12 protein-coding genes and 1 tRNA gene are annotated in these 14,930 nt (G+C 59.7%); 5 read left to right on the forward strand and 8 right to left on the reverse strand.

The window, feature by feature from the left end; genetic code table 11:
• Together guaB and HJB82_RS28655 are read right to left on the reverse strand one after the other, a co-directional pair.
• Entirely contained in the window at positions 1-1,485 is a 1,485-nt protein-coding gene (gene guaB, locus HJB82_RS28650; RefSeq protein ID WP_221117584.1) for an IMP dehydrogenase, read from the reverse strand.
• 303 nt (positions 1,486-1,788) lie between these two features.
• Positions 1,789-2,781 (reverse strand): MBL fold metallo-hydrolase, encoded by a 993-nt coding sequence (locus HJB82_RS28655; RefSeq protein WP_207583061.1) that lies wholly within the window; start codon positions 2,779-2,781, stop codon positions 1,789-1,791.
• A gap of 251 nt (positions 2,782-3,032) precedes the next feature.
• Here HJB82_RS28655 and HJB82_RS28660 point away from each other — a divergent pair, with 251 nt between their 5' ends.
• Entirely contained in the window at positions 3,033-4,457 is a 1,425-nt protein-coding gene (locus tag HJB82_RS28660; RefSeq protein WP_221142162.1) for a DHA2 family efflux MFS transporter permease subunit, read from the forward strand.
• 55 nt (positions 4,458-4,512) lie between these two features.
• Here HJB82_RS28660 and HJB82_RS28665 read toward each other — a convergent pair whose 3' ends face one another.
• The 3 genes from HJB82_RS28665 to HJB82_RS28675 form a co-directional block, all read right to left on the reverse strand.
• Entirely contained in the window at positions 4,513-4,896 is a 384-nt protein-coding gene (locus HJB82_RS28665; protein WP_207583059.1) for a VOC family protein, read from the reverse strand.
• Between the two features lie 55 nt (positions 4,897-4,951).
• Complete coding sequence (locus tag HJB82_RS28670) at positions 4,952-5,671, reverse strand: RlmE family RNA methyltransferase (RefSeq protein ID WP_207583058.1); 720 nt, start codon at positions 5,669-5,671, stop codon at positions 4,952-4,954.
• Between the two features lie 111 nt (positions 5,672-5,782).
• Positions 5,783-7,354: a Ppx/GppA phosphatase family protein gene (locus HJB82_RS28675; protein ID WP_221142164.1), complete on the reverse strand. Its 1,572-nt coding sequence runs from the start codon at positions 7,352-7,354 to the stop codon at positions 5,783-5,785.
• A gap of 241 nt (positions 7,355-7,595) precedes the next feature.
• On the opposite strand from HJB82_RS28675, the gene HJB82_RS28680 reads away from it, so the two are divergent.
• A tRNA-Gln gene (locus HJB82_RS28680) sits at positions 7,596-7,669 on the forward strand.
• 300 nt (positions 7,670-7,969) lie between these two features.
• On the opposite strand, the gene HJB82_RS28685 is transcribed toward HJB82_RS28680, so the two are convergent.
• Positions 7,970-8,410, reverse strand: a complete 441-nt coding sequence (locus tag HJB82_RS28685; protein WP_207583056.1) for a hypothetical protein — start codon at positions 8,408-8,410, stop codon at positions 7,970-7,972.
• Between the two features lie 521 nt (positions 8,411-8,931).
• Between HJB82_RS28685 and HJB82_RS28690 the strand changes: the two genes are divergently transcribed.
• Complete coding sequence (locus tag HJB82_RS28690; RefSeq protein ID WP_207583055.1) at positions 8,932-9,342, forward strand: ester cyclase; 411 nt, start codon at positions 8,932-8,934, stop codon at positions 9,340-9,342.
• Positions 9,343-9,351: 9 nt separating this feature from the next.
• Here the strand turns inward: HJB82_RS28690 and HJB82_RS28695 are convergent, their stop codons facing one another.
• Positions 9,352-9,795, reverse strand: a complete 444-nt coding sequence (locus HJB82_RS28695; RefSeq protein WP_259669391.1) for a MarR family winged helix-turn-helix transcriptional regulator — start codon at positions 9,793-9,795, stop codon at positions 9,352-9,354.
• Between the two features lie 693 nt (positions 9,796-10,488).
• On the opposite strand from HJB82_RS28695, the gene HJB82_RS28700 reads away from it, so the two are divergent.
• Positions 10,489-11,190 carry a thioredoxin family protein gene (locus HJB82_RS28700; RefSeq protein WP_221142167.1) on the forward strand — a complete coding sequence of 234 codons (702 nt, stop codon included), beginning with the start codon at positions 10,489-10,491 and terminating at the stop codon, positions 11,188-11,190.
• Between the two features lie 253 nt (positions 11,191-11,443).
• The gene (locus HJB82_RS28705) at positions 11,444-11,704 is read left to right on the forward strand and encodes a hypothetical protein (protein ID WP_207583052.1); all 261 of its coding nucleotides are present in this window, start codon (positions 11,444-11,446) and stop codon (positions 11,702-11,704) included.
• A gap of 673 nt (positions 11,705-12,377) precedes the next feature.
• Here HJB82_RS28705 and HJB82_RS28710 read toward each other — a convergent pair.
• The gene (locus HJB82_RS28710) at positions 12,378-14,339 is read right to left on the reverse strand and encodes an elongation factor G (RefSeq protein WP_221142169.1); all 1,962 of its coding nucleotides are present in this window, start codon (positions 14,337-14,339) and stop codon (positions 12,378-12,380) included.
• Positions 14,340-14,930 lie beyond the last annotated feature (591 nt).

The raw sequence follows: 14,930 nt of genomic DNA on the forward strand, positions 1-14,930 counted from the left end.
TCAGAGGCCGGCGCCCGGATAGTTCGGGCTCTCACGGGTGATGGTCACGTCATGGGCGTGGCTTTCGCGAAGACCGGCGCCGGAGATACGCACGAAGGTCGCCCGCTCCTGGAAATCCTTCAGGTCCTTGCCGCCGACATAACCCATGGCCGCCTTGAGGCCGCCGGCGAGCTGGTGGACGACGGCCGCGACTGGTCCCTTGTACGGCACCTGGCCCTCGATACCTTCGGGCACGAGCTTCAGCGTGTCGCGCACCTCCGCCTGGAAATAACGGTCAGCCGAGCCGCGGGCCATGGCGCCGACGGAGCCCATGCCGCGATAGGCCTTGAAGGAACGGCCCTGGTAGAGATAGACCTCGCCCGGGCTCTCATCGGTGCCGGCCAGCAGCGAACCGATCATGACGGCGGAAGCGCCGGCGGCGATCGCCTTGGCAAGATCGCCGGAGAATTTGATGCCGCCATCGGCGATAACGGGCACGTCCTGAGCCTGCGCTGCCTGAACGGCCGACATGATGGCCGCGAGCTGCGGAACGCCGACGCCGGCAACGATCCGTGTCGTGCAGATCGAACCCGGGCCGATACCGACCTTGACGGCATCCGCGCCGGCATCGATCAGCGCTCTGGTGCCGTCATAGGTGGCGACGTTGCCGGCCATGATGCGCACCGAGTTGGACAGCTTCTTGACACGGGTGACGGCATCGAGGACGCGCTGCGAATGGCCGTGGGCGGTATCGACGACCAGAAGATCAACGCCGGCCTCGATCAGACGTTCGGCGCGCTCGAAACCGTCATCGCCGACGCTGATGGCGGCAGCGGCGCGAAGCCTGCCCTGGGCATCCTTGGAGGCATTCGGGTTCAGCTGTGACTTTTCGATATCCTTGACGGTGATCAGGCCGACGCAGCGGCCTTCGGTATCGACGACCAGCAGCTTTTCGATGCGATGCGAATGCAGCAGGCGCTTGGCCTCCTGCTGATCGACGCTCTCCTTGACGGTGACCAGACTGTCCTTGGTCATCAGCTCGTGGATCTTCTGCTCAGGATCGGAGGCGAAGCGGACGTCGCGGTTGGTCAGGATGCCGACGAGGCGGCCCGACTTCTCGACGACGGGAATGCCGGAGATGCTGTGCGATTTCATCAGGCCCAGCGCTTCGGCAAGCTTTGCATCCGGGCCGATGGTGACCGGATTGACGACCATGCCGCTTTCGAACTTCTTGACCTGGCGGACCTCTTCGGCCTGCTCGATCGGCGTCAGGTTGCGGTGGATGACGCCGAGGCCGCCGGCCTGCGCCATGGCGATCGCCAGGCGGCTTTCGGTGACGGTATCCATGGCCGAAGAAAGGATCGGGATGTTGAGATCGAAATCCCGGGCGATGCGGGTGGAGATGTTCGTCTGGCCGGGCATGACCTCGGAGTGGCCGGGCTGCAGCAGCACGTCGTCGAAGGTAAGCGCGTCTGCGCCGGTTGCCGTTTCAATGATGCGTGCCATGGCCAAATTCCTTCGTTTAATAAAAATGCGAGCCCGCCCGGAAACGAATCGTCCGCCCCGGCGGTGTGCATGGGATTGCTTGGAAGTTGGCGAGGGCTGGTAACACGTCTATGACAGGAAGGAAATAGCAAAAAGCCCGGCCTGTCCGCCGGGCTCGGCATGGGTGCCATGCGCCTGGAGCATCTCCTGATTTCCCCAGGTCAAGGAGATGCTCTATCTCTTTGTTTTCATGCATTCCCGGCAAAAGCGCTTTGCGCTTTGCCTGGCAAAACTGCGGCGCAGCTTTGCTGGAATTGCTCCAGATCAGATGTCGAACTGATAGGTCTTCGGCACGAAGCGATAACCGCCATCCTGCCTTTCGACGAAGCCGACGGCGGGGAACGGCATGTGGTAGCCGAGGAAGGCGATCTTTTCGGCCGCGATCATCTCGAAAACCTTGCGGCGGGTGGCGGCTGCCTGCGTCTTGTCCATATCGAAGCGCACTTCCCAATCCGGCCGCAGCAGCGACAGGATATAATGGTTGGCGGTATCGCCTGTGAGAACCAGGCGTTTGCCCTCGGATTCGACGTGGAACACCATATGCCCCGGCGAGTGTCCGGCCGCCAGCATCGCCGTTACGCCGGGCGCGAAACTGTCGCCGTCCTTGATGAACGTGGTCTTTTCGGCAAGCGGCGCGACATTGGCGAGCACCGCCTTGTGGCCGCCTTCGGCCGGCGTGCCCTCGCGTGATTTGTCCGACCAGAAATCATACTCGGTCTGGCCGACGACATAGCGGGCATTCTTAAAGGCCGCCGCGCCATTTTCCATCAGGCCGCCGATATGATCGCCGTGCAGATGGGTCAGCGCCACCAAGGTGACGTCGTCGGCTGAATAGCCTGCGGCCTTCAGGCCTTCGGTAAGCTGGCCGGCGCCCCTTGCGCGACCGCCAGCGCCGAAGCCGGTATCGACGAGAATGACCTCCGAACCGGTATCGATGAGAGCCGGCGTATATCCGTTCATGAACTTGTCGGCCGGCAGGAAGTTTGCGGTCAGCAATGCTTTGACGGTTTCGGGGTCCTGATTGCTGCCGAAGGTTTCGTGCGGGTTTTCCGAGACATTGGTGCCGTCGCGCACGACGGTGAACTTATAGGAACCGAGCTTGAATTGATTGATCTCGGGCAACGGCGTTAAATCCATCTTACTGCTTTCTCCAGTCGCGGCCGCTTCGGCCCTCTCTCTTAAAATGACCGGCGCTGCGAACAGGCCGAGGCCTGCGGCAAAAAGGGCGCGCCGTTTTATTCCCGACGAAATTTCCACATGTCCATCCTCTTATGACCTGCGGTGCGTCACCGCACTGGCCCCGATGTCGATTCCGGCCGGATTTCTTGCCCCGGCAGGGTACACACATGTCAATCTTGACAGTTGATGTTGTCGGACAAGCCGTCTCACGCAGACGTGAAGCAAACATGTCGTCGAACCGGATTTGAGCATTGGCAGGCCTCTGAAGTGGGTCTAAACAGCACGGGCCTTCCCAGCTCCCATCCGCAGCCCATCAAGGCCTCCCGCCTATGAACCGCATCGTCCCGCTGATCCTTGCCGTCGCTCTTTTCATGGAACAGATGGACTCCACCGTCATTGCCACGGCGCTGCCGGCGATCGCGGCGGATCTCAATGTCGGGCCGATCACGTTGAAGCTGGCGCTGACCTCCTATATGGTGGCGCTGGCGGTGTTCATCCCGGTCAGCGGCTGGATGGCCGACAGGTTCGGCGCCAAGAAGATCTTCCGCCTTGCCATCTCCGTCTTCGTCATCGGCTCGATCTTTTGCGCCATCTCGTCCAACCTCGTCGAATTCGTCTTTGCCCGCTTCCTGCAGGGCATGGGCGGCGCGATGATGACGCCGGTCGGCCGTCTCGTGCTGGTGCGTACGACGAAGCGCAGCGATCTGGTTTCAGCCATGGCGCTACTGACCATCCCGGCGCTGGTCGGCCCGCTCACCGGCCCGCCGCTCGGCGGCTTCATCACCACCTATTTCAGCTGGCACTGGATCTTCCTGATCAACGTGCCGGTCGGCATCATCGGCATCTGGCTTGCAACGATCTTCCTGCCGGAGGTCGAGGCGACGGCGCCGCCGAGGCTCGATTTCACCGGTTTCGTGCTCACCTCGCTTACGGCCGCCGGCGTCGTCTTCGGTCTGTCGGTGGTCAGCCTGCCGGCCCTGCCCCCGATCATCGGCGTCACCGCCACCGTGATCGGCCTTATCTGCGGCTTCCTTTATATCAGCCATGCCAAACGCCACCCGGCGCCGATCCTCAACCTCAACCTGTTCAAAAACCCGACCTTCCGGGCCTCGACCTTGGGCGGCACGCTCTTTCGGATCTGCGTCGGCGCCATGCCCTTCCTGACGCCGCTGATGCTGCAGCTCGGCTTCGGGCTGACGCCATTCCAATCCGGCCTGATCACCTTTGCCGGAGCGATCGGGGCGATCACCACCAAATTCATGGCAAAGCGCGTTTTCGCGGCCGCCGGCTTCCGCACGACACTGCTTTGCGCCGCCATGGTGACGACCCTCGTGACCATCGTCACCGGCCTGTTCACGCCGGCAACGCCGCATCTGGCCATCATCGGCGTGCTGCTGCTCGGCGGCTTCTCCCGCTCCTTCATGTTCACCGGCGTCAATGCGCTTGCCTTTGCCGACATCGATGATGCCGAAGCCAGCCAAGCGACATCGATGAGCTCGGTGATGCAGCAGGTCAGCCTGGCGCTCGGCGTTGCGGTCGCAGCCGCAATCCTGGAAAGCTCGATCTATATCAGGGGTGAAGCGTTGCAGGTCGCCGATTTCCACCTCGCCTTCTACATCATCGCCGGACTGACGGTCATTGCGACCATTCCCTTCATCCGGATGGATCGCAATGCCGGCGCGCTCGTTTCCGGCCACCGCGCAAAGCTGGTGACGGCGTCGACGATCGAAGCCGAGCAGCCGGCGGTGAAATAGGCTCCGAGTGCTACAGCCTCCTTTGCGCGTCTGAAAAGACGCGCGGCGCTGTCGTCTATTCAGGGTTTTCGCAGACGGCAGAGAGCTTGTTGCCGTCGAGATCGCGCACATAAGCGGCATAGAAATGGGCGTGGTAGGAGCGCAGGCCCGGCCCGCCTTCATCGACGGCGCCTGCCGCCATCGCCGCCACATGGAAGGCGTCGACATCGGCTCGGCGTTCGGCTGCAAAGGCGACCATGGCGCCATTGCCAGACGTCGCCCGGCGGCAATTGAACGGCGTCACCACCCAGAAGCGGCAGCGCGTATCGCTCTCGGCGGAATAGCCGATTTCCTCTTCCGAATAATGCTGGCGGCGATAGCCGAGCAGAGGCAGCACGGCATCATAAAAATGTCCTGCGCGATAAAGATCGTTGGTTCCGAGCGTGACGTAAAGAAGCATGGGACCAGCAGCTCAGCTCTTGAGATCGTCATCATCGGCCGAGACCAGCCCAAGATCAAGCCTGCTCTGCGTCACCTTCGGCCTTGCGTCCCTTGAAGCCCTTGGCGAGCAGGAACATCTCGACCGATTCGGCACGCGAGGCGTTCGGCTTGACATGGACGACCTGGCGGAAATTCTGCTTCAGCATGGCGAGCAGCTCACGCTCGGTGCCGCCCTGGAAGGTCTTGGTAAGGAAATGTCCGCCTTCCCCCAGCACCTCAACGGCAAATTGGGCCGCGACTTCGCAGAGATGCATGGTGCGCAGATGGTCGGTGCGGTGGTGGCCGGTGGTCGGTGCTGCCATATCGGAGAAGACGAGATCTGGCGTGCCGCCGACCGCCTCCAGCAGCTTTTCCGGCGCCGTCGGATCGAGGAAATCGAGCTGCAGGATCTTGACGCCGGGCAGCTGGGCCATTTCGAGAAAATCGATCGCGGCCACACGGATATCCTCATCCGTCGAGCCGGTGACCTTGGCAGCGATCTGCGACCAGCTGCCGGGTGCAGCACCCAGATCGATGATGCGCTTGGCGCCGCGCAGGATATGGTGCTTCTCGTCGATCTCCAAAAGCTTGAAGGCGGCGCGGGCGCGATAGCCTTCCAGCTGGGCGCGCTGGACATAGGGATCGTTGATGTGGCGCTGCAGCCATTGGCGCGAGGAGGCCTTCATCTTCTTGTTCTTGACGCGCTGGCCGAGCTTGCGGCCGGTGCGGTTTCCCGCGATCGGTGCTTTGGTCATGCCTTTTCCTTATCTAGAGCATGATGCCGAAAAGTGTGCGCGGTTTTCGGACGACATCATGCTCTAACTCTTTGATTCATATCCGGATTCAGATTTCAGGTCGGCCTGAAATCATCCGGATCTGGCCCGCTGGCCGCGGCGGTTGCGATTACGCCGCCACACGCCGTCATCGGCCATCATGTCGGTGAGCAGGCCTTCCCTCAAGCCGCGATCGGCCACGCGCATGCGCGGGCTCGGCCAGCGGCGGCGGATCGCCTCCAGGATTGCGCAGCCGGCAAGCACCAGATCGGCCCGATCGGGCCCGATGCAGGGATTGGCGGCGCGGCTTTCGAAATTCCAGGAGAGCAGTTTTGCCTGCATGGCGGAGACCTCGTCATCGGACAGCCAGATGCCATCGACCTTGCGCCGGTCATAACGCGGCAGGTCGAGATGGACGCCGGCAAGCGTCGTCACCGTGCCTGATGTGCCGATCAGATGGAAGTCGCCGGCCTGGGCAACCTCGATCTCCGGGCAATCGAAACCTTCGAGCATGCCGCCGACTTCGCGGACCATGCCTTCGAAGGCCTCCGGCGTGACGTCGCGCCCGCCATGACGCTCCGACAACGTCACGACGCCGACCGGCAGCGAGGTCCAGTGAGTGATGTGATTGGCCAACCGGCTGAAACGAATGTCACCGATGCGGATGACGGCGATCTCCGACGAGCCGCCGCCGATATCGAAGAGCACGACGGAGCGTGTCTCACGCCCGACCAGCGAAGAGCAGCCGGAGACGGCCAGCCGTGCTTCGGTCTCGCGATCGATAATCTCCAGCGCGAGGCCGGTTTCGGCAACGACGCGGCTGAGGAACTCCTCACCATTGACCGCCTGGCGGCAGGCTTCGGTGGCGATCAGCCGCATGCGGCGGATCTCGCGGTTTCTGAGTTTGGAGGCGCAGATCCTCAGCGCTTCGACTGCCCTCTCCATCGCCTCGTCGGACAGACGGCCGCTGGCCGCAAGGCCCTCGCCAAGGCGTACGATGCGAGAGAACGCGTCGACCACCCGGAATTGCCCCGGGCGGGTCGGCTGGGCGATGAGCAGACGGCAATTGTTGGTGCCAAGGTCGAGAGCGGCGTAGAGTTCGTCCGGCCATGCATGTTCGCCGGCCTGGCGATCGCCCTGAAACCCGGGATGGCCGTGACTATCCTGGCGGCCCTTGCGGTTGGCGGCTGTGCTGTTCTGTGTTTCGCGCGGAACTGCAATGCGCAGCGTCTCATCCGCACGGCTTTCCTGTTGCGGGGCACTTGATGGTTTTGCCGACGTCAGCGGCCGGCCCTGAAGACCGCGCTTGCCGCGATGTTTGCGGCGGTTGCGCCGGCTCGGCGTCTGCTCGCCTTCGGACCGAGCAGCACTGTCCACCGCTTGGGTCTGCTCCATCGGATGGGCATGTGGGGAACCGTCCTGCGGCGCGCCATGGCCGCCACGACGGCGACGCTTTCGCTTGCGGGCCGGATTGCCGGCCGCATCTTCCATCGGGCGCGCAGGCTGTCCGGCACCGCCGGTAGGCTCATGCGAAGCGGGATGAGCCGCGCTGCGGGAATGCCCGCCACGCTTGCCCTTGCGGCGCCTGGACTTCTTGCCGTCCTTGCGCCCTTCCGCCGACGCCCCGTCAAATTGCGGCTTTGCGCCGCCTTCGGGGTCTTCCACGTTGTTTTTCCACCGCGCCGCGCAAGTTCTGAGATATGCAGCAGGCGCTCATTTGATTTTTGCGTTGCGGCAAGAATATCAGCGCCCGCAGAAATCGCCAAATTCTTTTTTGAACCGCGATTTGGAGCAGTTTCGCCTTTCTTAGGGAACACCGATTTTTTTCAGAACGGGTATTTGCAATCCACCGGCTTTTGGTTATAAGCGCCGCACAGCAGCCAAGCCATGCTTCGGCGGCAACTGCTGGGGAATAGTTCAATGGTAGAACGACGGACTCTGACTCCGTTAATCTTGGTTCGAGTCCAGGTTCCCCAGCCAATTTTTAGACCTATCCCTTTCTGTTTAATAGCTGCGATCCCACAAGAGAAAAAGTGACGTCTTTGCAGTTACTTGGCGCGGTTTCGCGTCAAGTACCATGTGACGTTCTCCAGATCCCAAGGATGCTTAGAGCTCTCTATAAGACGGCTGGGGACCCTATTCGAGTGCCTCAAGCCCTGACCAACGACGGCGTTGGGGCCGACAGTGGAACGGCCGTTTTTTAGATCGTAGCGCTGAAAGCCGACCTTTGTATTCAGCGTAGTGGGCCGACTGAAGGGACGACGAACGGAGCGACAGCCCCTACTTTACCGTGATGGCAATACCGCTGAGATCGGCGTTGACTTGCAGGCCTACCTGCTTGCCGGAGAGTTCGAGTTGGGCGCCCTTGTCATTGGTCATGACGATCACCTGGGCCCCTTTGCCGAGCGCGCCGCCACCGCCCGCCGCACCGTAGACCCCCGTCACATCTCGGGCGCGGCGAATATGGCGAACGGTACCATGAAAATAGGTCTTAGAAGCCCCGAAGGCGAGGCCGCCCGAGATGCCGCCGACAGAGACGGGATAGCGGCGACCATGGAAGGTCAGCGTGCCCTCGCCTCCAGAACCACCCACAAAGAAGGCAGCCTTGTAGACCGAGAAGCTGATCGTACCGCCGTCGGCATGCGCGGAGCCGGCAAAGCTGATTCCTGCTGCAGCGATAACCGCAGCCGCGACTGAACGAAATCTGGACGAAATCTTCACGATGCGAGTCTCCTCAAAATCGAGGCTTACCCAGCCAAGAGGGCACGTCTGCGTTATGCCAAAGTTACAGTCTGAAACAGTCTCGCCCGCCATTAGTTCCAAGCACGCGGCCAGAATCCGGCTGGGAGAGGGCCGCCACGAAACGAGGCTGGTGGCAAACATAGCCTCGGTGGCAGGGCCGGTGGCCACGCTCGGCTGACTCATCTAGAGCACGAAAGCGAGGGATGCGCAAAGCTGTAAACATTTCACAACCCACAACCTTTGACGGCGTTGCTGAGATGCGCTCGGAGGCGCGTCGCGGCGCCACGTACAGCGCGGTCACAGCAGATGTCTGCTTCCGGGCAAGGTCAAGATCGACTTCTACGGCCGACATGAGGCGCAAAGCGGAAATCATTTCCGCTTTCGGCCCAGAGTGGACACCTGTAGCAGGTATGACTTGCTACAGGATCGCGGAACGTCTACGACAACATTATATACAGATGCACTGTATATAATGTTGTCGTTTGTGCGAAGGATCAATCATGTCTACCGACCGCAAAGAGGTGGTTCGCCGCTTCAACATCGAGGTCATTCAAAATGGGAGCGAAACAGAATTTCATGCCTTGATGGCTCCCCACTTTGTGAATCACGCCGCGCCGCAGGGAATGCCGAACGGCCCGGAAAGCATGTGGCACACCTTCCAAAATATTCTTCGTCCGGCTCTATCGAACCTGGAGGTAACGATCCATGACCAGATCGCCGAGGGAGATAAGGTCACAACTCGAAAGACGATAAGCGGAGTTCATACCGGTACTTTGCTGGGCGTTCCGGCGACGGGACGGGACGTTTCCATTAGCGTTATAGATATTGTGCGAGTTCAGGACGGCAAATATGCTGAGCATTGGGGCGTGAACACCTTGCCCAACGTGCTCGCTGCATTGTCCAAGGCTTGATGCGAAGAGCTAGCACAGCCGTTCGATAACACGGATTGCGGCTTCGAGCGTTCGTCTGTCCTTGCCGGACAGGCGTTCCTCGATCAAGTTGGCAATCTGCGACGTTCGGGCTTCGCGGGCGCGGGATAGTACCTCCTTTCCCTTCTCGGTGATTGAAAGAAGCTGGCTGCGCCCGTCCGCTGGATTTGGTGTCTTGCTGATCAATCCATCAGATTCCAACTGAGCGGTAACCAGCCGCATGCTCTGATGCCTGACGTTGCGGCGGCCTGCGAGTTCGGCGACACTAAGCGACCCCGCCCGATCCAGAAGCGACAGCGTTTCCGACTGCGAGGTTGTCGGTGTATTTGCTTGCGTCTTCAGGCCGCGAACGAATCTGCCGAGCGTGACACGAAGTTTTTCCGCAAGCGCTAGCGCATCGGTATCTTTTTCGGAGTTGGCTTCTTCGCTGGTCAATTTCTTTTTCCGCCTAAGCTGAACGCTCTGAACCTTTCCATAGAACGAGAAAACTAGAAGAGAAATAGCCTCGGCACTTGTGACCGCTTCTGGCGCACAAGCGACGTGACGCCGCTCCCCATGACCACGTCTGCTTTCGGGCAGGAGCGACGGCTGCCTCTATGACCGAGATGAAGGCGCGAGGCCGACGTTCAGCGAGCTGATCTTCTATTTCCGATTGGGCGCCATTGCGAAAGTGAGCGATGCTCGCCTTGAGGAGGATCGAACCGCCGGCCTGTGGATCGGGTTTTTCATGCGACGTTGTGGCAAACGATCTGTGCCTTCGATCGCGGGATCCCCTTCCCTCTGGATCCGCCCGTTGATCGATGTCGGCAGTTCGCCATCTAAATCACCAAATGTGAGTCAGAGCCAACTTTCCACGCCGAAAGGCACTGCGGGCGCGGGAGATGCCAAGTTTCTCCGGCATTACAGCGAGGAAGGGAATTGCTGGCTTCCTCTTTTGGTGGCCTGGCCATTGGCTGCTGATGAGCACGTATCGTTGTGGACCTCAACGTCCAATGCAAACCACCAACGGCCCGGCCTGTCCCACAGAACGCAACCACTCGATCACGAAATCGCGAGCATGTAACGAATCTCGATCTTGCTGCGTAGACCCTTTCGAGTGCGCGTAGAGAAGCATTAGGGAGCAGAGAAATGAAGCAGCTCAAATCGATTTTCATTGCAGGCCTTGCGCTACCGTCAGTCGCCGGCTTTGCAGATCTGGCGACCGCCGCCAATCGCGCGCCGACGGTGGTGGAACTATTTACCAGCCAAGGCTGCTCGTCTTGTCCGCCGGCAAACGCCAACCTGATAAAGTTGAGCCACCGCGAGGATGTCCTCACCTTGAGCTTTGCAGTGACTTATTGGGACTATCTCGGATGGAAAGACAGTTTTGGAAAGCGAGAATTCACGGATCGCCAGGCCGATTATGAGCCCCGCCTTCGCCAATCCGGATCCTACACGCCGCAGATGGTTGTCAACGGGACAACAACGACTGTTGGAAACGAATTATCCGAAATCAATCGACTGATTTCGGGCGCAATGCCACTGACGTCTCCATCGCTATCTCTCGGCAAGAATGAGGTTTCGGTGGGCAGCGGCCCTTCCCCGAAGTCAGAGGCTGACATCTGGCTTGTCCGCTACGATCCCAATCTCGTCGAGGTGCCTGTGGCGCGCGGTGAAAACAGCGGCACAACGTTGCCGCATATCCACGTCGTTCATGATCTCGTGCGTCTTGGCGGTTGGAATGGCCAACCAACTTCCCACCGGTTCGCGCCGGAACCCGGCCGATTGAAGACCGCCATCCTCGTTCAAGGCGATCATGGAGGGACAATCCTATCGGCGACGACCGACTGAAGACTGACTTATGCAAAATCCACCCTAATTAGAAATATGTACCAGGAAAAGAAAATCCATTCTAATCGTGATTATGCCCGTGTATTTGGACTTCGATTTATAAATCCGGGAAAATTAAGGCTGTAAAAAAGCCATTTTTCTTTTGTTACTATTATATCGATGGATTAATATTTTGTATTTCGTTTATTTCTCATGAACGGTTACCTCATTGCTTTCTATATGCAGAATTAACCGCACCGCAAAGGAGAATACCATGTTCAAGTCAGCCCTTGCCGCCGCAGTTCTAATGACGGCTGCGACCCTTCCCGCCCATTCGGCCACAATGGCGATGTCCAAGTGTGACGACGCCTCGATGATGTCCCTGCACAAGAAGATCGATGGCATGACCGACATGAAGATGAAGAAGTCGGCCATGAGCGAGATGATGATGGCCGAGTCCTCAATGAAGGCGCACAAGATGAAGTCGTGCAGCATGCACATGGACAAGGCCATGAAGAGCATGGGCGCCATGTAAATTCCGAAAACCACGAGCGACAGGGACTCATTCGTTCCGCGTCCGTCGACATCAGACGCGTCCGATGGAACGATTGGGCGCTTGATCCTCGTGACTTTTGATCAAACGCCATGTCCAGGGCCGCTTGAGGCAAAGAAGACCGCCGACCTCTATTTCGACAGCAAGATCGACCGATGGTACGTCAAACAGGATAAGACCGGGCCGTATTCGTGATGAACGTTAAAACGTCCGAAGAAGCTCATGCGCTATTGGACAATCTTCCGATGGGCGTCGCGGGCGTTATGAAGTTCGAGATGATACCGCTTGGCCCCATCAGCCCGCTCCGCATGATCATGACAAATCCGGAGACGTGACCGATGGCGTTCTACACCAAGGAAACCCTCCATGAAGGCGTTCTGAATCGGTTTGCCCGGTGCAATGTAGTGCAAATCCATGCTACGGTAGCGAGTTCACCAACAACGCGATCCTGAGGTACGAGCCGAACCAGACGGGCCTGATCTTGTTATAACCGAATTCCATGTCGGCTCGTACGCAGTCATGGAACGAATGTCTGCATCGCCTATAGGTGCAAAGTTGCTGGATCTCTTTCGCCTACGCCGCAGACCGCGCGGCTATTGCATACGGGCGGGCGTGAGCCCGGCTCTGTGAACGAGCATGAAGTGGTGCGAACGTTTCAGTGTGCGGTGCCTGGTTTCTCGTTTGCCCTCACAATGGCGTCCGCTTCCTTGCCGTATAGTTCCTCGAAGTGATCGAAGGTCTTGGAAAAATGACCAATGCCCTGCGTCGCCGAGCGCAGCGCCCGCGCCAGATCGTTAAGTGCGCCGCCCGGAACGAGCGCCCGAAAGATGTCCCATCCCTTGGCGGTTTCATCACGGTCGAAGCCGAGAACCTGACCATTGAGAGCGGCGACGATCTGGACAAGGCTGCCTGAATAGACCGACGGGATGTGGAACTCGCTGCGGAAGACCGGCTGCATCAAGACGGTCGATCCTTCGGAAAGCGCCTGTCGCACCCCCATTTTCGACGCAGTCCGGAAGGCGTGTTCCGAACTGTCGACGGTATGGTGCTGACCATCTAACAGCGTTACGCCGACATCGATGACTTCGAAGCCCCGCGGTCCTTTCTCCATCGCTTCGCGCGCGCCCGCTTCGACGGCGGGGATGTAATTGCGCGGAACGGCGCCGCCCTTGATGGTTTCGCCAAAGGTGAAGCCCTGGCCGCGCTCGTTGGGGTGAATGCTCAACTTCACATCCGCGAATTGCCCGGCACCGCCGGTCTGTTTGCGATGGCGGTAATGAACCTCCGATGGTTTCGTGATCGTCTCGCGGTAGATTGGGCTGGGCGTTCGGTCGGTCACGGAGATATGAAAGACATCGGACAGCGTTCGGCAGAGATCACGCAGATGCATCGGCCCTTGGGCGCGGACGAGTTGAGCGCCCGTGCCTTCCTCCTGCAAGACTTTCAGACCGCGATCCGTCTCGGAAAGTTTCGCCAGCGTTGCGGAAAGTTTGTTTTCATCGCGCTCGCTGCCCGGAATTAGGATCCTTTCAAGCATCGGCGTGGGTGGTTCCGTCCACTCAGGCGGGGCGACCACCGCGCCGGAGGTCAACAGCGAAGGGACGGGCAGGTGGTCGGACTTGACCGTCGCGAAGACATCCCCCGGCGCAGGCAGAACCGCCGAATTGGACCGCCCGTTTGCGAGATTTTGTACGGCGCCGAGGCTGGAGCCGCCCAGTGATGCGCCTTGCCGCAGTCCCTCGCCAAGTGCGCGCACGAGCACCGTCTTGCCGACATTCTGGCGATGATAGGCATGGAAGCTTACGGCCACCAGCTTGCCTTCATCGACAGTTCCCATATGAGCGAGACGCTGCCGAAGAACCCCTACCGGCGGCGCCTCGTGGCGGAGCGCCTTCATCAGCCTCGTCATGCCGTTGCCGTGACTTGCAGCACCGATCAGGACCGGGATAATTCTGTTTTCCCTGAGAACCCGTGATGAAATGGCATAGAGCGCATCACTGGATGGCTCGTGGTCCTCGATCAGTTCCTCGAGAAGCCAGTCATCAAATTCGCACAGTTGTTCCAGGAGCTCGGTGCGCGCCTCGTGCTCGCGTTCGGCAGTGCTTTCGGGGATTGCGATCAGCGCCGACGTCTGGCCTTCCCGGTATCGCCACGCCCGTTCCGAAATCAGATCGCAACTGCCAATGATCCTGTCCCCCTCGCGGATCGGGATCTGGCGAAGCAAAAGGATGTGGTTGGCGTAGTCTTGAAGCGCGGCGATCACGTCCCTCAACCGCCCTATCGGCTCGTCCATCCGGTTGACGAAGAGGATGCAAGGCGTCCCCGAGGCTTCGATTATCCGCAGATAGGGCGCGGCGAGCACAGCCTGCGCGGGTGCCGATGAAACGCACAGTATGCAGGCGTCGCTGGCAAGAAGTGCGTGCTGCGCATGCGCCAACGCTTCGTTGGGGCCTGGCGCATCCAGTGCACACCACGCCTCGTTTCCGAAGGTGAATTCTGTGAGGTTCAATCCATAAGGGGAGCTGGATTTTCTCGGCGTCCCCTCCAGGGAGCCGAGTTTTTCCACGACTGTCGATTTTCCGGTCTGCGAGGGTCCAAGCACGGTAAAGCAGCGCATCGGCCTTCCTCCAACTGCCATAAACACAATTTTCAGCCATCATAGGATGCCCTGAACCGCTGCAAGGCGCCAGAGGTGGTTCAGTTTCACAACGCTTTGACTTAGACTTGCATTTGAGGCTGATCCATTCAGTGGCTGAGAACGCATTGACGAATTTGCGATATCGGCGTCTCCGCAGGGTCGCGATGAAATGCAAAGTTGGGTGAAATCTCGACACGAATGGACATCACGGAGCCGGCAGCCTAGGCTCAAATAAGTCAATCATTCTAAGGTTCAGCGATCTCGTTGCAAGCATGGCGGCGAGATGAACCTTCCGAACGCGTGCGGCACGTTTGGTCAGGTGCGCAAGTTGCAATGAATGGCATTTTTTGGGGTCAAGCAGATCTGCGCGACTGGGATCAATTATTCGATGCCGACCCACGACCTCCCTCCCATCGTCGCAGAGGACAGTCCGCCGGCTGCCCATGCTAGATGATCATCGCGTCGAGCGGGAGCGTGAACCCGGTTGCCAACAGAGGCCGATCATCATGACTAACGTGCGTATCCCGGGTAACGTTCTCGTAGCCGTCATGATCGCCTGCGTTGGCACGT

The sequence above is a fragment of the Rhizobium sp. NZLR10 genome (assembly GCF_019685125.1).
Classification (GTDB): Bacteria; Pseudomonadota; Alphaproteobacteria; order Rhizobiales; family Rhizobiaceae; genus Rhizobium.